This is a genomic window from Streptomyces sp. NPDC046203, from assembly GCF_040646255.1.
GTDB lineage: Bacteria > Actinomycetota > Actinomycetes > Streptomycetales > Streptomycetaceae > Streptomyces.
The window spans coordinates 1-18,555 of the sequence record NZ_JBEYZX010000020.1 but is presented as its reverse complement, the minus strand read 5'-3'; the positions used below and the strand labels follow the sequence as shown (position 1 = coordinate 18,555).

Sequence of the window (18,555 nt, the reverse complement as noted above, 5' to 3'; positions counted from 1 at the left end):
GAGGTGCCGCACCGGGCGACCGCGCGGTCCGGACCGGCCCGGACCGGCCCGGCGGCGCGGCTACGCGGTGAGGCTCTCCAGCGGGATCGCGGGGTCGGCCAGGCGTTCGGTGTCCACCTGGACACGGGAGCGGATGAGCTCCTGGACGGTCTCTGTGACGTCCCACACATTCACGTTCATGCCCGCGAGGATCCGGCCGTCCTTCAGCCAGAAGGCGATGAACTCGCGCTTTCCGACGTCACCGCGCGTCACGATCTGGTCGTACGAGCCGGGCGGGGCCCAGCCCGAGTACTCCATGCCGAGGTCGTACTGGTCGGAGAAGAAGTACGGGACCCGGTCGTACGACACGGTCTTGCCGAGCATCGCGCGGGCGGCGGCCGGGCCGCCGTTCAGCGCGTTGGCCCAGTGCTCGACGCGCAGCCGGGTGTGCAGCGTCGGGTGGTGCGCGGCGGCGACGTCGCCCGCGGCGAAGATCTCCGGGTCGGAGGTGCGCAGCGACTCGTCGACGGCGACACCGCCGCCGTCGGCGCGGTCGACGAGGGCGAGCCCGGAGTTCTCGGCGAGGGCGGTGCGCGGGGCGGCGCCGATGGCGACGAGGACGGCGTGCGCGGGGTGCTCCTCGCCGTCGTCGCTGCGGGCGGCGAGGACCATGCCGTCCTGGCCGGTGATCTCGGTGAGCCTGGCGCCGAAGTGGAAGCGGACGCCGTGCGCGGCGTGCAGATCGGCGAAGACCTGGCCCAGCTCGGGGCCGAGCACCCGGTACAGCGGGGTGGGGTCGGCCTCGACGATGGTGACCTCGGCGCCGTACGTACGGGCCGCGGCGGCGACCTCCAGGCCGATCCAGCCCGCGCCCGCGATGACCAGGTGGCCGTTGTCGCGGCCGAGCGTCTTCAGCTCGTCGCGCAGCCGCTCGCAGTGGGCGAGGCGGCGCAGGTGGTGCACGCCCGCCAGGCCGGTGCCGGGGATGTCGAGGCGGCGCGGCTCGGCGCCGGTGGCGAGGAGCAGTTTGTCGTAGCGGATCACGGTGCCGTCGCCGAGCCGGACGGTGCGGCCCTCGCGGTCGATGGCGGTGACGGTCTGGCCGAGGTGGAGTTCGACGTCGTTGCTCGCGTACCAGGAGGGCTCGTGCACGAAGACGGAGTCGCGCTCGGCCTTGCCCAGCAGGAAGTCCTTGGAGAGGGGAGGCCGTTCGTAAGGGCGTTCGTGTTCGTCGCAGACGAGGATGACCCGCCCGTTGAATCCCTCCGAGCGCAGCGTCTCCGCCGCCTTGGCGCCGGCCAGGCCCCCGCCGACGATGACAAAGGTCTGATCTGCGTCGACCACGTTGATTCCTCCTCGTTGCGACCGGTTCCCTACGCTACGCCCCTGGACCCGGCCCGGACCGTACCGCCTCGGGACGTGCCGGAGCAGGGTCCCGCACCGGCCGTACGGGCGGAAGGGGGCGAACGGCCCCGGAGCCGGGCCCCGCGAGGGGACCTTGGTCACGACGGCGCCCGACCCCTTCCTTTTTCCTTTCGTACGGCCGGGTCCCGTTCCTTTCGTACGGCCGGGTCCCGCCGGACGGGCCGCGCGCCCCGGCCCGGGGGGCGGGGCGGGACGCGCGGATCGGTGGGGTGTCCGGTGGGGTGTCCGGCGCGGCGGAGGTCAGGGCCTCACGCCGTCTTCTCCTTCCGGGCGCCGTGGCGGCTGCCGTAGTCGGAGCCGTTCCCGTTGCCGTAGCCGTCGTGGCCGCCGCCGCTCACCCGGATGGTCGCGGTGGCGGTGTTGCTGGTGACCGTGTCGCCGGCGGTGTCGGTCGCCGTGGCGTGGGCGGTATTGGTGACCCGGCAGGTCGTGCCGTGGTCGCCGTAACCACCGTCGCCGCCACCGCGCGTGCAGGTGGCGTCGGCCTCGGTGACGGTGTACGTCCCGTGGCAGGTGGTGCTCGCCCCGGCCGCGAGGGTGGTCGTACCGCAGTCGACGTCCGCGACCCGGTCGTCCGTCACGGTCAGCCCGTGCACGGCGGAGTCACCGGAGTTGGTGACCGTGTACGTGTAGTCGACGGTGTCGCCGACGGCGAACGGACCGGCCGAGTCGGCCCGCTTGGCGAGCGTCAGCCCGGAGACGCCCTGCTGCTGGACGGTGATCGTGGCCGTGGCCTGCTCGCTGGCGACCTCCGCGCCGCTCAGCTCGTACGCGGTGGCCTGGGCCAGGTTCGACAGCGCGCAGCCGCCCCCGTCCGCCGGCTCGCACGGCGTGATGTCGGCGGCGGTGATGGTGTGGCCGCCCCGGCAGGTGGTGGTCTGCCCGGCGGCGAGGGTCGTCGCGTCGCAGACCACGCCGACCGTCCGGTTGTCGGTCACGCTCACGCCGTACAGGGGCGTGGTGCCGGTATTGGTCACCGTGTAGGTGTAGTCCACGGTGTCACCGACCCGGAACGGACCGGCGGACTCCACCTGCTTGGTCAGGCCGAGGGACGCCACCGGCGGCTCCTCGACGACCACCACGACACCGGTGGAGGTCGAGGCCGGGCAGTTCTCGTCGCCCTCGTACCGTGCGGTGATCGTGTGCGCGCCCAGGGGAAGGTCCGAGGTGGTGAGGGTCGCGTCACCGCTCGCGTCCAGGGCGACGGTGCCGAGCGCGTTCCCGCCGGCGTAGAACGTGACGTTTCCGGTCGGGGTGCCCTCGCTGCACAGCACGTGCGCGGTGAGGGTGACCGGCGCGCCGGGCGCGGCGGTGGTCGGGACCGCCGTGAGCGTGGTCTGGCTCGTCGCCGTCTCGGCGAGGGCCAGGCTGTGGAAGCCGCCCGCGGAGACGGCGGTGGCCCGGGTGTGGGCGGGCAGGTGGGTCAGGACCGGGGTGAGGCGGCTGGTGGTGGTGCCGTCGCCGATCGGCCCGTCGCCGTTGTAGCCCCAGGCGTAGATCCGCCCCTCGGAGGTCAGCGCCAGGCTGTGGCCGCTGCCGGCGTCGATCTCGGTGATCGTGACGTCGGCGGGGATGAGCGTCTGGACCGGGGTGCTGCGGTTGGTGGTGGTGCCGTCGCCCAGGAAGCCGGAGGAGGTGTTGAAGCCCCAGGCGTAGACGCGGCCGTCGTCGGTCAGCCCCAGGCTGAAGTAGTGGCCCCGGTTGGACAGGGCGGTGAAGCGGACGCCGTCGGGGACGAGTGCCTGGACCGGGACGAGGCTGTTGGTGTTGGTGCCGTCGCCCAGCTGCCCGTAGGCGTTGTAGCCCCAGCCGTAGACGCGGCCGTCGGTCGTCAGGACCAGGCTGTGGTACGGGCCCGCGGTGACGGACTCGGCCTCGGCGCCGTCGGGGAGGGTCAGCTCGACCGGCCGGGTCCGGGTGGTCGTGGTGCCGTCGCCGAGCTGCCCCCGGTTGTTGTAGCCCCAGACGAGGAGGCGGTGGTCGGAGGTGACCGCGAGGGTCTGGTTGCCTCCGCCGGAGATGTCCGTGATCCGCGTGCCGGCCGGCAGGTCGGTGTAGACGGGGGTCGGGCGGCTGGTGGTGGTGCCGTCGCCCAGCTGCCCGTAGTAGTTGGCCCCCCAGGCCAGCACCCGGCCCTCGGAGGTCAGCGCGAAGCCGAAGTCGAAGCCCGCGTCGATGTCGGTGATCTCGACCCCGTCGGGGATGTCGACCTCGACGGGGGTGCTGCTGTTGGTGTTCGCGCCGTCGCCCAGCTGCCCCCGCTCGCCCTGGCCCCAGGCCAGGACGCGGTGGTCGGAGGTCAGCCCCAGGCTGTACCAGCCGCCGCCCGCGGCGCCGGAGACCTCGGTGAGCCGCACGCCGGCCGGCAGATCCACCGGGACCGGGGTGAGGCGCCGGGTGGTGGTGCCGTCGCCCAGCTGCCCGTAGGTGTTCTGCCCCCAGGCCAGGACGTCGTCGGTGGGCGGCGCCTGCGCCGCGCTCCCGGGCGGCGCGGCGAGTCCGGCCAGACCGAGCGCGGTCGCCGCGGTCAGGGCCGCCGCCAGCGTCCGCACGGCGGCCCGGACCCGGCCGATCCCGCCCGGCCCCGGCCCCGGTCTCGGTCTCGGCCTCGGTCTCATCGCATACGTAGGAAGTCTCACGCCTCCTCTCCTACGGGGTCCCCGCCCGCCCTACCCGAGGACACCCCGAACCGCCACTCGAAATCACCCGAAACACCCCAAATGGGTACCAGCTGGATTCTCGTGGACGGTCATGGGCGCTTGTGGGCGCTTGTGGCTGCCTATGGCTGCTTGTGGACGCTTACTGGCGGTGCGGGGCGCGCAGGCGGGCGTGCAGGGCGCGGGCGGAGGCGTCGGTGAGGGAGGCGATCTGGTCGACGATCACCCGCTTGCGGGCCCGGTCGTCGGGTGCGGCGGCGAACAGGGCGCGGAACTGCGGGTCGAGCCCCTCGGGGGCGCGGGCGGTGAGCGCCTCGGCGAGTTCGGTGACGACGATCCGCTGGTCGGCGCGGAGCGCCTCCTGGTCGGCCCGCTGCATCACGTACCGGACGGCGATGGCCTTGAGCACGGCGCATTCGAGGCGCGCCTCGCGGGGCACGACGAGCGCGGCGCCGTAGCGGGTGAGCCGGCCGGGGCCGTAGGTGCGGCGGGTGGCGGTCTCGGCGGCGAGGCAGAACCGGCCGATGAGCTGGCTGGTGGCGTCCTTGAGGCGGGCCTGGGCGACGGCCGATCCGTCGTAGCCGTGCGGCCACCACTCCTGGTCCATCAGCCGGTCGAGGGCGGCGGCCAGCTCGGCGGGGTCGGTGTCCTCGGGGACGTACCGGCCGCGGGCGACCTCCCAGATGTCGGCCCGCTCGGGCTCGGCGAGCAGCAGGTTCGGGTCGATGTGCCCGGCGTGCAGACCGTCCTCGAAGTCGTGGACGGAGTAGGCGACGTCGTCGGACCAGTCCATGACCTGCGCCTCGAAGCAGGTACGGCCGGCGGGCGCGCCCTGCCGGGCCCACGCGAAGACGGGGAGGTCGTCCTCGTACACGCCGAACTTGGGCGAGGCCGGGTCGGTGGGGTGACCGCCGCGCGGCCAGGGGTACTTGGTGGCGGCGTCGAGGGCGGCGCGGGTGAGGTTGAGGCCGACGCTGAGCGGGGCGCCGGTGACGGGGTCGGCGATGAACCGTTTCGGCTCGATCCGGGCGAGCAGCCGCAGCGACTGGGCGTTGCCCTCGAAACCGCCGCAGTCCTCGGCTGCCTCGTTGAGAGCCTGCTCGCCGTTGTGCCCGAAGGGCGGGTGGCCGAGGTCATGGGCGAGGCACGCGGCCTCGACCAGGTCGGGGTCGCAGCCGAGGGCCGCCCCGAGTTCCCGGCCGACCTGGGCGCACTCCAGGGAGTGGGTCAGCCGGGTGCGGGGGCTGGTGTCCCAGGCGTGGGTGTACGAGCCGGGGGTGACGACCTGGGTCTTGCCGGCGAGCCGGCGCAGCGCGCCGGAGTGCAGCACCCGGGCGCGGTCGCGCTGGAAGGCGGTGCGCCCGGGGCGCTTGTCGGGCTCGGCGGCCCAGCGTTCGGTGTCGGCGGCGTCGTAACCGGGGGTGCCGGGGGCGGCGTCGGTCCGGTCGGGGGTCTGCGGGATCTGCGGGGTCTCGGGGAAGCCTTCCATGTCCTCGACGGTAACCGGCGGGACGGACAGATGGGCAGATTCAGGTATCGGTCTGACATCGGCTCAGTGTCCGTACGGGGCCGAGCCGGGGCGGTGGTGGTGGTACGGCGGCGACCCGGCTGCCTGGCTCGCGCCTGGGGGCGAGGTCCGGCGCCGGGGCAGGCGCCGGGCCTCAGGCGCCCGGCCTCAGGCGTCGAGCCAGATCCGCAGCGGGCCGATCGCCTCGCAGCCCGCCGCCAGCGCCGCGTCGAGGTCGTCGCCCGACTCGTAGCCGACGAGCGGCAGGGCCGGATCGGCGACGGCGAGGACCCCGGACCAGGCGGCGGAGGCGGGGACACCGTCGGCGGTGAAGAGATTGGAGACCCCGGTGACCCGGTCGCTCGCGGTGAGGACGGCGCCGCCGAGGATCCGGCCGTCGGGGGCGTGGCCCGCGACGATCGTGGTGGCGGGGTCGGCGAGGAGTTCCGCGCGGAAGAGGGCGGCCTCGTCGACATCGCCGCCGCTCCAGGCGAGCGCCCAGGCGGCGAGTTCGTCGGGGGTGCGGACGGCGCGGTAGGCGGCGGACCTGTCGGAGGCGGCCCCGGACGGCGAGCCTGCCGGCAGACCGGCCGGGCGGTGGATCCACTGGGCCTCGAAGAGCAGCCGGAAGCCCTCGGGCGCGAGGTCGAGCCGGGCGTGACTGTCCTTCACGGAGGCGCCGGGGGCGGTCCGGTCGATGCCGTCCAGGACGTCCCCGGGCCCGGCGTCCACGGCGAGGGTGACCGCGTCGGGGTAGTAGAGCGGGGTCCGGCGCGGGCTGGTCCAGGCGCGCGGGCCGAGGACGCCTTCGGACAGACCGTGCGCGCGGCACATCGTCCCGCACCACTGGATGTTGTTGTGGATGGCGTCGGCGAGGACGGCTTCGTTGATCACTCGCGGATGGTACGACTCCCCGTCATCTCCCTCCTCCGATTTTTCACCCGTCGGTTCCGGCATAACGGCCTTGCAGGAGAACGGAGTTCCGGGATGCGAAGCTGGACCGGGGGAAGGAGCCGAGGGAAGACCGGAGAGATCAGGAGCGCCGGGATCGCGCCAGGAGTGAACCGGAACCGGCCGAATCGCGTCGGACTGGGTGACATCCATTCGACATCACCCCCCGTATCCCTGTTCCCCCCCGGCTCCTTCCGCTCCCGTTCCCGACAGCCGACGACCACTCCGGAGGTCCCCCGCATGCGCGGCGTCCGACTGCCCCGACTCCCCCGCACCACCCGGGGCCGCCGCCGCGCCGTCCAGGCCGTCATGATCGGGGCCTGCCTCGCGCTCGCGCCGGTCACCTGGATGCACACCACCGCCGGCGACCGGCTGCGGACGACCGCCGACGTGCCCGCCGAGGACGTGGGCGTGGTCTTCGGCGCCGGGCTCTGGAAGGGCCGCCCCACCCCGTATCTCGCGCACCGTCTCGACGCCGCCGCCGAGCTGTACCGCTCCGGCAAGGTCAAGGTCCTGCTCGTCACCGGCGACAACAGCCGTACCGAGTACGACGAGCCGAGCGCCATGCGCGCGTATCTGGCGGCGCGCGGGGTGCCGGACGACAAGGTGGTCAGCGACTACGCCGGCTTCGACACCTGGGACTCCTGCGTCCGCGCCAAGAAGATCTTCGGTGTGGACCGGGCCGTCCTCGTCACCCAGGACTTCCACATCAAGCGGGCCCTCGCGCTGTGCGCGGCGGCGGGCGTGGAGTCGTACGGCGTCGGGGTCGGCGAACCCCACGACGCCACCTGGTACTACGGCACCACCCGGGAGATCGCCGCCGCCGGGAAGGCCGCCGCCGAGGCGGCCCTGCGGCCCGACCCGCACTTCCTCGGCGACCGGGAGGACGGGGTCGCGAAGGCGCTGACCGCCGCCCCGGCGCACCCGGCCGGGTAGTCCGCCGCCCGGTCCCGCCGAGCCGCCGGACGCGTCGGCGTCGTACCGCGACCCGGACCGTACGCGCGCCCGTACCCGCCCCGGCCTCTCCCCGACCCGTACCCCCGCGCCCTCACACCGTGTACGGGCGGACCGCCTTGGCCTCCCGCAGGGCCTCGCCCCACCAGGCGAGCCGGTCGAGCAGCCCGGTGGCGGCGGCGTCGGGGATCTCCGGGTCCTTGAGCGTGCCGTCCTCGGTGAAGCTGCCGTGCACCCCCGCGAAGGAGACGGTGTCCCGCAGGGTGACGGAGTGCATCTCGGCGTAGACCTGGCGCAGTTGCTCGACGGCGCGCAGACCGCCGGAGATGCCGCCGTACGACACGAAGGCGACGGGCTTGGCCTGCCACTCGGTGAAGTGCCAGTCGATCAGGGCCTTCAGGGAGGCGGGGAAGGAGTGGTTGTACTCGGGGGTGATCACCACGAAGGCGTCGGCCTCGGCCAGCACCGGCCTGACCTTGGCGAGTTCGGCCAGCACGGCGGGGGCGGGGTCGTGGGAGAGGGCGGTGGGCAGGTCGACGTCGGCGAGGTCGACGACGCGGGTCTCGAAGTCCTGGCGGGTCGCGGTGTGCCCGGCGAACCAGTTCGCGACGACGGGGCCGAAGCGGCCCTCGCGGTTACTGGCGACGATGACGGCGAGCCGGAGCGGGCGCGGGGCGACGGCGCCGGCGGCGTTGTCGGTGGCAATGGTGACGTGGGTGGCGTTGGCCTTGGTGTCCATGCCGAGAAGAGTGGTACCTCAAGTTTGGTCGAGGTCAAGCGCGGATCGCCCGCGATCCCGCTCACCCGTTCGGCGCGAGTCGTCGCCGGCCCTCGGGAGTCCCCTCCGACCCGCGCCCGACCTGCGCGAACACCCGGATCCACGTACCCGCGCGGTCCCTCGAACGGAGCAGTTCTGACGCTCGCTCATCAGGCGGGGAGTCCGGGCAGCGTCTTGTCTCGGTCCTACGGAAGACCTTTTCCGCAAGCCGTTCGTGTGCCCCGGAGGACCCTCATGCGCCGCACCCCTGTCCGTTTTCTCACCGGGAGCGCGCTGACGATCGTCGCCCTCACCACCTTCGCCGCCGCACCCCTGGCCTTCGCGAACGACGGCGGGGAGCGGGACCACGACCGGGGCGGCGACGGGGGCTACGGCCGCGACTGGGACCGCGACCGGGACCGGGACCGACGGCTTGAGATCTTCCCCTCCCCCGCAGAGCCGGGCACCACCGTCACCGTGAACACCGCCGCCTGCGGCGAGCACGGTCACGGCAGGGGCGACGCGAACTCGGTCGGCGCGGGCGAGTTCCACCTCAACCCGAGCACCCACAAGAACGTCGTGGTCGGGCAGTTCACGATCCCCCACCACACCCGGGGCGGCTCGTACGAGATCCGCGTCGAGTGCGACAACGGCAAGTCCGCCCGGGGCGAACTGATCGTCGAGCGCAGAGGAGGCCCCAGCGGCCATGTGCACAGCGGTGTCGGCGGCAGTGTGGGCCCCGACACCACCCAGATCGCGGCGGGCGTGGCGGTGCTGGCCGCGGCCGCCGTGGGCGGGACGTGGCTCCTGCGCCGCCGGGCGAGCGGCGCCGCGCAGGACGGCTGACCCGTTCCGCCTCACGTCCTGCCTCCGCCGCGTGCCCGCTGACGGCCCGGCGGGGGCAGGGCCATCTCCGTCCCCCGCCCCCGTCCCCATGAGAGAACGGCGTACGACGGACAGGCACGGACGACGACATCGAGCGAGCGGCAGGTGGACAACGGGGTGAGCGACGGGTGAGCGGCAAGTGAGCGACCGGTGAGTACGCGGAGCAAGGGCTGGCTCATCGCCGCGGGCGCCTGCCTGGGCCTGTGGATGATCCACAACGGCTCGACGGTGGTCACCCCGCCCGTCCCGTCGGCGGCGCAGGCGTTCGCCGCCGGGCCGAGCGTCCACACGGACGCCGCCGCCGACCCCCTCCCGCCGTCCGATCCGGTACGACTGCGCATCCCCGAGATCGACGTGGACACGCCCCTGACGGGCCTCGGGGTCGGCAAGGACGGCTCGCTCGACGTACCGCCGGCCACCGACCGCAATCTCGCGGGCTGGTACGAGGACGGCACCCGGCCCGGCGCCAAGGGCACCGCGATCGTGGCCGGCCATGTCGACAACGCGGACGGGCCGGCGGTCTTCTACGCGCTCGGCGCGCTGAAGAAGGGACACCGGATCGAGGTGGACCGGCGGGACGGCCGGACGGCGGTGTTCACCATCGACGCGGTCGAGGTCTACGACAACGACGCCTTCCCCGACGCCAAGGTGTACGGGCAGGCGGACCGGGCCGAGATCCGGGTGATCACCTGCGGGGGCGGCTTCTCCCGGAAGTCCGGCGGCTACCAGGGGAACGTCGTCGCGTTCGGCCACCTCATCGGCGTACGGCCGGCCGCCGCCCCGCCCACGGCCACACCCACGGCCTGACCTCGCCCGGCCCGACCTCCCCGGGTCCCGGCCGCCGCCACCGCCGCTCTACGGTCACGCCCACTGGTCGAAGGCGAGCTTCGCGACCAGCGAGAGCACGACCACGAGCAGCACCCCGCGGACGAACTCCGAGCCCTTGCTGAGCGCCATCCGCGCGCCGGTCGTACCGCCCACGAGGTTGAAGACGGCGAGCAGGCCCGCCAGCTGCCAGATGACGTTGCCCTGGGAGGCGAACATGACGAGCGCGCCCGCGTTGGTGCAGACGTTGACGATCTTCGCGGTGGCGGAGGCCGTCACCAGGTCGAGGTGGAGCACGGCCGTCAGGGCGAGGACGAGGAAGGTGCCGGTGCCGGGCCCGAACAGACCGTCGTAGAAGCCGATGCCGCCGCCGACCACGACGATCGCGGTGACGATCCGGGCGCGGGTGAGCTCCGGCCGCTCGGCGCCGTCGGCCTGCACGCCGAACTTCGGCCGGAGCAGGACGAACACAGCTACACCCAGCAGCACCACCATGATCACCGGGCGCAGCACCTCGCTGCTGATCCCGGCCGCGAAGAAGGCGCCGCCCATCGACCCGGCGAGCGCGGCAAGGCCGATGCGCAGCGCGGTGCCCAGTTTCATCGGGGCCTTGCGCAGATAGGTGACGGCCGCGCCGGACGTACCGACGATGGACATGGCCTTGTTCGTACCGAGGATCTGGGCGGCCGGCAGGTGCGGCAGCCCGAGCAGCAGCGTGGGCAGCATCAGCAGCCCGCCACCCCCGACCACGGCGTCGATCCAGCCCGCCGCGAAGGCGGCGACGCAAAGCAGGGCAAGGGTGGTCATGGATATGTCAGGCATGGCGCGAGCCTAGGAACGGGATAGCTGTGGCGTCCATCGATCTCGGCCAGTCTTGAGCAACGTCAGAGCTTGGCGCCCGGGACGCCGGTCCGGCGGGCCGGACGGGAGACGGGCGGTACGGGCAGGAGGCTGCGGATCAGCCCTGGCCGGCGCCCTCGCCGCCGCCCTGCGCCATGGCCGGGTTCATCCAGAAGACCTCCCAGTGGTGGCCGTCGAGGTCGGTGAACGAGCGGCTGTACATGAAGCCCATGTCCATCGGTTCCTTCGCCGGTCCGCCACCCGCCGCCAGCGCCGCGTCGGCCAGCTCGTCGGCCTTCTCCCGGCTCTCGGCGCTCAGCGTCACCAGCACCTCGGTCGTCTTCGTGGCGTCGGCGATCTCCTTGCCGGGCGCGGTGAAGGCCCGGAACTTCTCCTCGGTCAGCAGCATCGCGAAGATCGTGTCGCTGATGACGACGCATGCGGCGGTCTCGTCCGTGAACCGCGGGTTGGCGAAGAAGCCGAGCTTCTCGAAGAACGCCTTGCTCGCGTCCAGGTCCTTCACCGGCAGGTTCACGAAGATCATCTGCGGGGCCATGAGGTCACTCTCTCTTCCGTCGCGGTGCTGTCGAGGGGGAAGACCTCCGGGCTCACCGGAACTCATCGCTCTCTCGCACTTTTCTTCGAAGAGATGTCCGGTCGACGGTCGACGGGCAGGCGGACCTCAGCCGGCCGACCGCAGGGTGAGTGCCGCGAGCGGGATGAATCCGCCCGTCTCACCCCGGGGCGCGTCGGTGGACACGTCACGGCCGCCGAGCCGCCGGAGCAGGGCGAGCGCGATCCGTTCGCCCTGCGCCTTGGCCCGGTCGGCCAGCGGGCCCTCGTGCAGTCCGTCCACGGTGGCGTGCCACAGCTGCACCCACCGGCCGAAGTGGGCCGCGGTCAGCGGCTCGACGGAGTGGACGGCGGCGTGCGGGGCGAAGGCGTCGTGCCGGTACGCGGCGGTGCGGAACAGCGCGCGCTCCCAGAAGTCGCCGATCCTCGGCAGATGGGCCTCCAGGTCCGTGCCCGCGATCTCGGTGAAGAAGCGGCCGATGAGCGGGTCGGCGAAGGCCGCGGTGTAGAAGCGGCGCAGCAGGACGTCGAGGTCGGCGCGGCCGCGGATGTCGTGGACGTCTCGGGTGACACGCATGGCTCCAGGGTCCCGCGCCCGGCGCCGGCCCGGCCAGAGCCGAAGGTCCCGGCCCGGGCGCGAGGGCAGGACCAAGCGGCCCACCCCGGCTACGTCACAGGGCCGGGCGCCCCGCCCCGCTCACGGCGCGGCGCTCCCGCCCCGTACGAACACCCGGCCCCCGGCCTGTGCCGGCACCCGCCCGCCGGGCCCGCCGCCCGGCCGCACGCCCGTACCGGCTCCCGGACCGGCTCCCGGACCGGCCCCCGTGACGGCCCCCGGACCGCCGCCGGGACCGACGCCCGCCGCGCCGCCGGGGCCCACGCCCGGACCGCCCCGCGCGCCTCCGTTCCCCGTACCGCCGACCGTCCCCGTACCACCGCCGCCGTTCCCCGTACCGCCGGCCGCCCCCATCCCCGTACCACCGCCACCGCCTCCGCCGCCCGTACCGCCCGCCGGTCCCTCCTCCCGCCGTGCCCCGCCCGTCCGGCGGGCGGGCGTCCCGTCGTGGGTGCCCCGGCCGCCGCCGAGGAGGGCCGCGCCCAGCGGGGTCAGGGTGTGCAGGACCGCGTTGCCGTTGCGGAGCGTGGCGATCAGTCCGGCCTCGCGCAGCACCCCGGCGTGCTGGCTCGCGGAGGCGAGGGACACCCCGGCCCGGCGGGCCAGCTCGCTCGTCGTACCGCCGTCGCCGATGGCGTGCAGGACCGCCGAGCGGGTGTGGCCCACCAGTTTGGCGAGCGAGGGCAGACCGGGCGGGCGGACGGTCGGGGACTCGCCGTGGGTGATCGGGTAGACGAGGACCGGCGGCAGCGCGGGATCGCACAGGACGACCGGGGTGCCCCGGCAGAAGTACGAGGGCTGGAGCAGCAGCCCGCGCCCGTCGAGCCGCAGGTCCCGGTCGACGGGGTAGTCCGCCTCCAGGACGGGGCGGTGCCAGCGGATCATCGGCGGCAGCGAGGCGAGCAGCTCGTCCGCTCCCCCGTCGAGCAGGGCCCGGCCGCGCCGGGCCCGGTCCGCCTCGACGCGGGCCTGGATGTGGGTCCAGTACGGCTCCACGGCGGCCCGGTGGTAGTCGCGCAGCGCCCCGGCCAGCCGGCCGAGCGGCTCGGCGCCGCCCTCGGCGAGCGCGCGCAGCGCGGCCGGGACGGCGGGGCGGCCGGAATGCGCGGCGCCGATCCGGGCGAGTTCGGCGCGCAGCCGGAAGGCCGGGGTGGCGCGGATCGCCTCAAGTCCCTCGTCGAGTCCGAGGATGCCCTCCGGCGGGTTGAGGAAGTCGGGGAAATAGCCGTGTGCCGGGACCAGTGCGGCGAGCTGCCGCGTCTCGGCGCCCAGCCGTACGCGTGCTTCCGACCGCCATTCCCGGAACACGACCGGACCGCGCCGGTCCCGTATCCGGTGAAAGCTCAGAATCGTTTCCCACAACACGTCCGGCTGGGCGGCCATCCGCACCCCGGCCAGATCGGCCCCGGTGAAATGAATCCGCAGCATGGAACCCCCACCTGTGCACTCGCAACCACCCCCGACGACGAGTATGCACAGCATCACTGCACGTTACCAGGGTGTTTCAGCCAGACTTGAAAAGCCTCGCGATGAACGGCCGGAAACCGAAAAGCTGTGATCGGCCGGGCGGCGAACCTTCGAGGACCGAGGTGACGCGACGAAGACCGTGGGGGGCTTCGGCGCGTCCGGCGGCGGTCGGCGAGGTTGCGGCTCATCCGCCCGGCTACGGGAATGGGCGTGGCCTCCGGGTGGGGATCCGGGGGCCGCGCCCATCCTTTTGTTTGCGAAAGTTCAAATCCGAATTTCCGGCGGGCCCGGCCCGCGCACAGGAAGCCACCTTTCCCCACTCCGGACCCCTCGGAATCCCAGAAATCCCTACACTTCCCAGGCGCCACCCAGGCGCCGCCCAGGACCCCATCGGGCACTTCCGGCACATCGCCACCGCCACCCCCTCCAGCAAAACCGAATGGTTTTACGGAAACACTCTCGGGGGTGAAATGCGAAAACGGCAGAAGTACGGGAAAGGCCGGTGAAACGCGACGGGGCGGACACCTCCGCACAAAGGTGTCCGCCCCGTCTCCTTGCGGAAACCGGCAACCGCCGCCCATCGGTTTTCGAGGGTCGGGGACGAGCGGCGGCTCCGGTGGTTCACGGCCCCCTCCGCGCGCATCCGGCGGGGGCCCGTGAGATCAGCGGCTGTCGCTGCCCTTCGCCTCGGCCGCCGCGCGGCCGGCCTCCAGACGCGCCACCGGGATCCGGAACGGCGAGCAGGAGACGTAGTCGAGACCGACCTCGTGGAAGAAGTGCACCGACTCCGGGTCGCCGCCGTGCTCGCCGCAGACGCCGAGCTTGATGTCGGGGCGGGTGGCCCGGCCGGACTCGACCGCCTGGCGGACCAGGGCGCCGACGCCGTCCTTGTCGATGGTCTCGAAGGGGCTGACGCCGAAGATGCCCTTCTCCAGGTACGCGGTGAAGAAGCTGGCCTCCACGTCGTCGCGGGAGAAGCCCCAGACCGTCTGGGTGAGGTCGTTCGTGCCGAAGGAGAAGAACTCGGCGGCCTCGGCGATCTGGCCGGCGGTCACGGCGGCGCGCGGCAGCTCGATCATGGTGCCGAGGGCCAGCTTCAGGTCGACGCCGGTGCGCGCCACGACCTCGGCGATGACCGTCTCGGCCTCCTCGCGGACCAGCTCCAGCTCCTGCACGGTGCCGACGAGCGGGATCATGATCTCGGCGCGCGGGTCGCCCTTGGCGTCGATGCGCTCGGCCGCGGCCTCGGCGATGGCGCGGACCTGCATGGTGAACAGGCCGGGGATGACCAGGCCGAGCCGGACGCCGCGCAGACCGAGCATCGGGTTCTGCTCGTGCAGCCGGTGGACGGCCTGGAGCAGGCGCAGCTCGTTCTCGTGCGGCTCCTTGCGGGCCTCGGCGAGGGCGACGCGCACCGACAGCTCGGTGATGTCGGGCAGGAACTCGTGCAGCGGCGGGTCGAGCAGCCGGACGGTGACGGGCAGGCCGTCCATCGCCTCGAACAGCTCGACGAAGTCGCCCTTCTGCAGCGGCAGCAGCGCCTTCAGGGACTCCTCGCGCTCCTCGTCCGTGTCGGCGAGGATCAGCCGCTCGACGTACTGGCGGCGCTCGCCGAGGAACATGTGCTCGGTGCGGCACAGGCCGATGCCCTGGGCGCCGAAGCGGCGGGCGCGGGCGGCGTCCTCGGCGTTGTCGGCGTTGGCGCGCACGCGCAGCCGGCGGACGCGGTCGGCGTAGGCCATGATCCGGTGCACGGCCTGGACGAGCTCGTCGGCGTCGTCGGCACCGGCGTGCATCCGGCCCTCGAAGTACTCGACGACCGGCGACGGTACGACGGGTACCTCGCCGAGGTAGACCTTGCCGGTGGAGCCGTCGATGGAGACGACGTCGCCCTCCTCGATCACCATGCCGGCGGCGGTGGTCATCCGGCGGCGCTTGGTGTCGACCTCCAGCTCCTCGGCGCCGCAGACACAGGTCTTGCCCATGCCTCGGGCGACGACGGCGGCGTGCGAGGTCTTGCCGCCGCGGGAGGTGAGGATGCCCTCGGCGGCGATCATGCCGTCCAGGTCGTCGGGGTTGGTCTCGCGGCGGATCAGGATGACCTTCTCGCCGGAGCGGGACCACTTGACCGCGGTGTACGAGTCGAAGACGGCCTTGCCGACGGCGGCGCCCGGGGAGGCGGCGATGCCGCGCCCGATCTGGTCGACCCCTTCCCCGCCGCGAGCGTAATCGTCATCGAACTTCGGGAACATCAGCTGCGCCAGCTGGGCGCCGTTGACGCGCTGGAGCGCCTCGGCCTCGTCGATGAGGCCCTGGTCCACGAGCTGGGTGGCGATCCGGAAGGCGGCACCGGCGGTGCGCTTGCCGACCCGGGTCTGGAGCATCCACAGCTGGCCGCGCTCGATGGTGAACTCGATGTCGCACAGGTCCTTGTAGTGCGTTTCGAGCGTGTCCATGATCTGCATGAGCTGGTCGTACGACTTCTTGTCGATCGACTCCAGCTCGGCGAGCGGCACGGTGTTGCGGATGCCGGCGACGACGTCCTCGCCCTGGGCGTTGGTGAGGTAGTCGCCGTAGACGCCCTGGTGGCCGGAGGCGGGGTCGCGGGTGAAGGCGACGCCGGTGCCGGAGTCGGGGCCGAGGTTGCCGAAGACCATCGAGCAGACGTTGACGGCGGTGCCGAGGTCGTGCGGAATGCGCTCCTGGCGGCGGTACAGCTTGGCCCGGTCGGTGTTCCAGGAGTTGAAGACCGCCTCGATGGCCAGGTCCATCTGCTCGCGCGGGTCCTGCGGGAAGTCGCGGCCGGTCGCGGTCTTGACGATGCCCTTGAAGTGCTCGACGAGCGCCTTCAGGTCGGCGGCGTCCAGGTCGGTGTCGCTGGCGGCGTTCTTGGCGGCCTTGGCCTCGTCGAGGGCGTCCTCGAAGAGCTCGCCGTCGACATCGAGGACGGTCTTGCCGAACATCTGGATGAGGCGGCGGTACGAGTCCCAGGCGAAGCGCGCGTTGTCGGCCTGGGCGGCGAGGCCCTCGACGGAGGCGTCGGAGAGGCCGATGTTGAGGACGGTGTCCATCATGCCGGGCATCGAGAACTTGGCGCCGGAGCGGACCGACACCAGCAGCGGGTCGTCGGCCTGGCCGAGCTTCTTGCCCATGGTGCGCTCCAGGGCGTCGAGGTGCGCACTGACCTCGTCGCGGAGCGCGGCCGGCTCGGAGCCGCTGTCCAGGTAGACCTTGCAGGCCTCGGTCGTGATCGTGAAGCCGGGGGGAACCGGGAGGCCGAGATTGGTCATCTCGGCGAGGTTGGCCCCCTTGCCACCGAGAAGGTCCTTGAGGTCCTTGTTCCCCTCGGTGAAGTCGTACACGAACTTCTGATCATTGAATTCCGACACGGGCCACGACTCCTCGACGACTCGGTTGGCTGCCCTGACGGCGAGGAACATACCCAGATCGAAGGCTTCTGGGGAGGTACGCCTACCGGTCACCCGGTCTTAACCACCCGTCCGCCAGCACATCGAAAGTAACTGGCCAGTAGCTTGCGCGTTCGGCCCCCGAAGCCGCCTTGACCCAAACCAGCACTCAAGCGCTCACATGAGCGCACATTCCGGCACTTGAGTTCAAGCCTTGAACGCAAGAAGGGTGGCACGCAGTGCCACCCTTCAAGCCGGAGAGGGTCGATCAGACCGCTCATCTGAGCGCTACCCCTATCAAGGGTGGCGAGAATCACTCGCCAAAAACGCCCGAGAGAGGCCCCTAAGGACCCTTGGTCTCACCCTCCGGACGTGTCCAGCTCGGCCTCTTCACTCACGCCGGCGCAGTCGTAGGGGTCCTTCAGCCAGCCATCCGGCAGGACAACTCGGTTGTTTCCGGACGTACGACCCCGGGGGCCGTCCGCGCCCTCCGGCCACGGCTGGTCCAGATCCAGCTCGCTCAACTGAGCGGCCAGCTCGTCCAGGGACGAGGTGACGGCCAGCTTCTTGCGCATCTCCGAACCGACCGAGAAGCCCTTGAGGTACCAGGCCACGTGCTTGCGGAAGTCGATGACACCCCGGGACTCGTCGCCGATCCACTCACCGAGCAGCCGCGCGTGCCGCACCATCGTGTCCGCGACCACGCGCAGCCCCGGCCGCGTGTAGTTCTCCGTACCCTCGAAGGCCGCCACCAGGTCCCCGAAGAGCCACGGCCGGCCCAGGCAGCCCCGGCCCACGACCACGCCGTCACAGCCGGTCTCGCGCATCATCCGCAGTGCGTCGTCCGCCGACCAGATGTCGCCGTTGCCGAGCACCGGGATCTCCGGCACGTGCTCCTTCAGACGCGCGATGGCGTCCCAGTCGGCTGTGCCGCCGTAGTGCTGGGCGGTGGTGCGGCCGTGCAGGGCGACCGCGGTGACGCCCTCCTCGACGGCGATCCGGCCCGCGTCCAGATACGTGAGGTGGTCGTCGTCGATGCCCTTGCGCATCTTGATGGTGACGGGCAGCGCGCCCGCGTTGCCCACGGCCTCGCGCAGGATCGCCCGCAGCAGCGGCCGCTTGTACGGCAGCGCGGAGCCGCCGCCCTTGCGGGTCACCTTCGGCACCGGGCAGCCGAAGTTCAGGTCGATGTGATCGGCCAGGTCCTCGTCGACGATCATCCGGACCGCCTTGCCGACGGTCACCGGGTCCACGCCGTACAGCTGGATCGACCGAGGCTTCTCGCTCGCGTCGAAGTGGATCAGCTGCATCGTCTTCTCGTTGCGCTCGACCAGCGCCCGCGTCGTGATCATCTCGCTGACGTACAACCCCTTGCCGCCGCTGAAGTCGCGGCAGAGGGTGCGGAAGGGGGCGTTGGTGATGCCGGCCATCGGCGCGAGCACCACCGGCGGCTGCACGATGTGCGGGCCGATGGCGAGGGGGGAGAACACGGTCATCCGCCCATTGTCGCGCACCGGGCCCGCGCACCGGGAGTCGTGAGGTGGGAGAGGGGGGTGGGGGCGGGGTGGCCTGGGCTGGGGCGGGGCTGGGGGCGGGGGCTGGGGGTGGGGCGGGGCGGGGCGCCTCCGACTCCAGGCCGATGTACCGGCTGTAGCGCTCCTTCGGTTGGGGCAGATCCGCCGCGGCCAGCTCCCATAGCGCGAGAGATCGGA

13 protein-coding genes and 1 pseudogene are annotated in these 18,555 nt (G+C 72.5%); 3 read left to right on the top strand and 11 right to left on the bottom strand.

The window, feature by feature from the left end:
• Positions 1-60 precede the first annotated feature (60 nt).
• The 4 genes from ABZ990_RS16945 to ABZ990_RS16930 form a co-directional block, all read right to left on the bottom strand.
• The gene (locus ABZ990_RS16945) at positions 61-1,323 is read right to left on the bottom strand and encodes an FAD-dependent oxidoreductase (RefSeq protein WP_361231549.1); all 1,263 of its coding nucleotides are present in this window, start codon (positions 1,321-1,323) and stop codon (positions 61-63) included.
• 329 nt (positions 1,324-1,652) lie between these two features.
• A complete protein-coding gene (locus tag ABZ990_RS16940) occupies positions 1,653-3,956 on the bottom strand; it encodes an Ig-like domain repeat protein (RefSeq protein ID WP_361231547.1) in 2,304 nt (767 codons plus the stop codon).
• 247 nt (positions 3,957-4,203) lie between these two features.
• On the bottom strand, positions 4,204-5,550 hold the full coding sequence (locus ABZ990_RS16935) for a deoxyguanosinetriphosphate triphosphohydrolase (RefSeq protein ID WP_361231545.1): 1,347 nt from the start codon (positions 5,548-5,550) through the stop codon (positions 4,204-4,206).
• A 186-nt stretch (positions 5,551-5,736) separates the two neighbouring features.
• Positions 5,737-6,402 carry a hypothetical protein gene (locus tag ABZ990_RS16930; protein WP_361231664.1) on the bottom strand — a complete coding sequence of 222 codons (666 nt, stop codon included), beginning with the start codon at positions 6,400-6,402 and terminating at the stop codon, positions 5,737-5,739.
• Positions 6,403-6,759: 357 nt separating this feature from the next.
• Between ABZ990_RS16930 and ABZ990_RS16925 the strand changes: the two genes are divergently transcribed.
• A complete protein-coding gene (locus ABZ990_RS16925; protein WP_361231543.1) occupies positions 6,760-7,455 on the top strand; it encodes an ElyC/SanA/YdcF family protein in 696 nt (231 codons plus the stop codon).
• Positions 7,456-7,567: 112 nt separating this feature from the next.
• Here the strand turns inward: ABZ990_RS16925 and ABZ990_RS16920 are convergent, their stop codons facing one another.
• Positions 7,568-8,212, bottom strand: coding sequence for an NAD(P)H-dependent oxidoreductase (locus ABZ990_RS16920; protein WP_361231541.1), 645 nt, complete (start codon positions 8,210-8,212; stop codon positions 7,568-7,570).
• Between the two features lie 273 nt (positions 8,213-8,485).
• Here ABZ990_RS16920 and ABZ990_RS16915 point away from each other — a divergent pair, with 273 nt between their 5' ends.
• Both ABZ990_RS16915 and ABZ990_RS16910 read left to right on the top strand, forming a co-directional pair.
• Entirely contained in the window at positions 8,486-9,076 is a 591-nt protein-coding gene (locus ABZ990_RS16915) for a hypothetical protein (RefSeq protein WP_361231539.1), read from the top strand.
• Between the two features lie 189 nt (positions 9,077-9,265).
• A complete protein-coding gene (locus tag ABZ990_RS16910) occupies positions 9,266-9,922 on the top strand; it encodes a class F sortase (RefSeq protein ID WP_361231537.1) in 657 nt (218 codons plus the stop codon).
• A gap of 54 nt (positions 9,923-9,976) precedes the next feature.
• Here the strand turns inward: ABZ990_RS16910 and ABZ990_RS16905 are convergent, their stop codons facing one another.
• The 6 genes and pseudogenes from ABZ990_RS16905 to dusB all read right to left on the bottom strand — a co-directional run bounded on the left by ABZ990_RS16905 (position 9,977) and on the right by dusB (position 18,339).
• Positions 9,977-10,762, bottom strand: a complete 786-nt coding sequence (locus ABZ990_RS16905) for a TSUP family transporter (RefSeq protein WP_361231535.1) — start codon at positions 10,760-10,762, stop codon at positions 9,977-9,979.
• Positions 10,763-10,898: 136 nt separating this feature from the next.
• Positions 10,899-11,336 carry a VOC family protein gene (locus tag ABZ990_RS16900; RefSeq protein ID WP_361231533.1) on the bottom strand — a complete coding sequence of 146 codons (438 nt, stop codon included), beginning with the start codon at positions 11,334-11,336 and terminating at the stop codon, positions 10,899-10,901.
• A gap of 126 nt (positions 11,337-11,462) precedes the next feature.
• The gene (locus ABZ990_RS16895) at positions 11,463-11,930 is read right to left on the bottom strand and encodes a group III truncated hemoglobin (protein ID WP_361231531.1); all 468 of its coding nucleotides are present in this window, start codon (positions 11,928-11,930) and stop codon (positions 11,463-11,465) included.
• 501 nt (positions 11,931-12,431) lie between these two features.
• Positions 12,432-13,397 (bottom strand): annotated as a pseudogene (locus ABZ990_RS16890) (winged helix-turn-helix domain-containing protein); the annotation flags it as partial.
• A 701-nt stretch (positions 13,398-14,098) separates the two neighbouring features.
• Positions 14,099-16,825, bottom strand: a complete 2,727-nt coding sequence (gene ppdK, locus ABZ990_RS16885) for a pyruvate, phosphate dikinase (protein WP_361231529.1) — start codon at positions 16,823-16,825, stop codon at positions 14,099-14,101.
• A 377-nt stretch (positions 16,826-17,202) separates the two neighbouring features.
• Positions 17,203-18,339, bottom strand: a complete 1,137-nt coding sequence (gene dusB, locus ABZ990_RS16880) for a tRNA dihydrouridine synthase DusB (protein WP_361231527.1) — start codon at positions 18,337-18,339, stop codon at positions 17,203-17,205.
• Positions 18,340-18,555 lie beyond the last annotated feature (216 nt).

Excerpts from the sequence above, each read along its gene's own strand:
- ABZ990_RS16900 (WP_361231533.1), bottom strand. The coding sequence starts at position 11,336 with ATGGCCCCGCAGATGATCTTCGTGAACCTGCCGGTGAAGGACCTGGAC.
- ABZ990_RS16930 (WP_361231664.1), bottom strand. The coding sequence starts at position 6,402 with ATGTGCCGCGCGCACGGTCTGTCCGAAGGCGTCCTCGGCCCGCGCGCC.
- ABZ990_RS16925 (WP_361231543.1), top strand. The coding sequence starts at position 6,760 with ATGCGCGGCGTCCGACTGCCCCGACTCCCCCGCACCACCCGGGGCCGC.
- ABZ990_RS16935 (WP_361231545.1), bottom strand. The coding sequence starts at position 5,550 with ATGGAAGGCTTCCCCGAGACCCCGCAGATCCCGCAGACCCCCGACCGG.
- ABZ990_RS16905 (WP_361231535.1), bottom strand. The coding sequence starts at position 10,762 with ATGCCTGACATATCCATGACCACCCTTGCCCTGCTTTGCGTCGCCGCC.
- ABZ990_RS16895 (WP_361231531.1), bottom strand. The coding sequence starts at position 11,930 with ATGCGTGTCACCCGAGACGTCCACGACATCCGCGGCCGCGCCGACCTC.
- ABZ990_RS16920 (WP_361231541.1), bottom strand. The coding sequence starts at position 8,212 with ATGGACACCAAGGCCAACGCCACCCACGTCACCATTGCCACCGACAAC.
- ABZ990_RS16915 (WP_361231539.1), top strand. The coding sequence starts at position 8,486 with ATGCGCCGCACCCCTGTCCGTTTTCTCACCGGGAGCGCGCTGACGATC.
- dusB (WP_361231527.1), bottom strand. The coding sequence starts at position 18,339 with ATGACCGTGTTCTCCCCCCTCGCCATCGGCCCGCACATCGTGCAGCCG.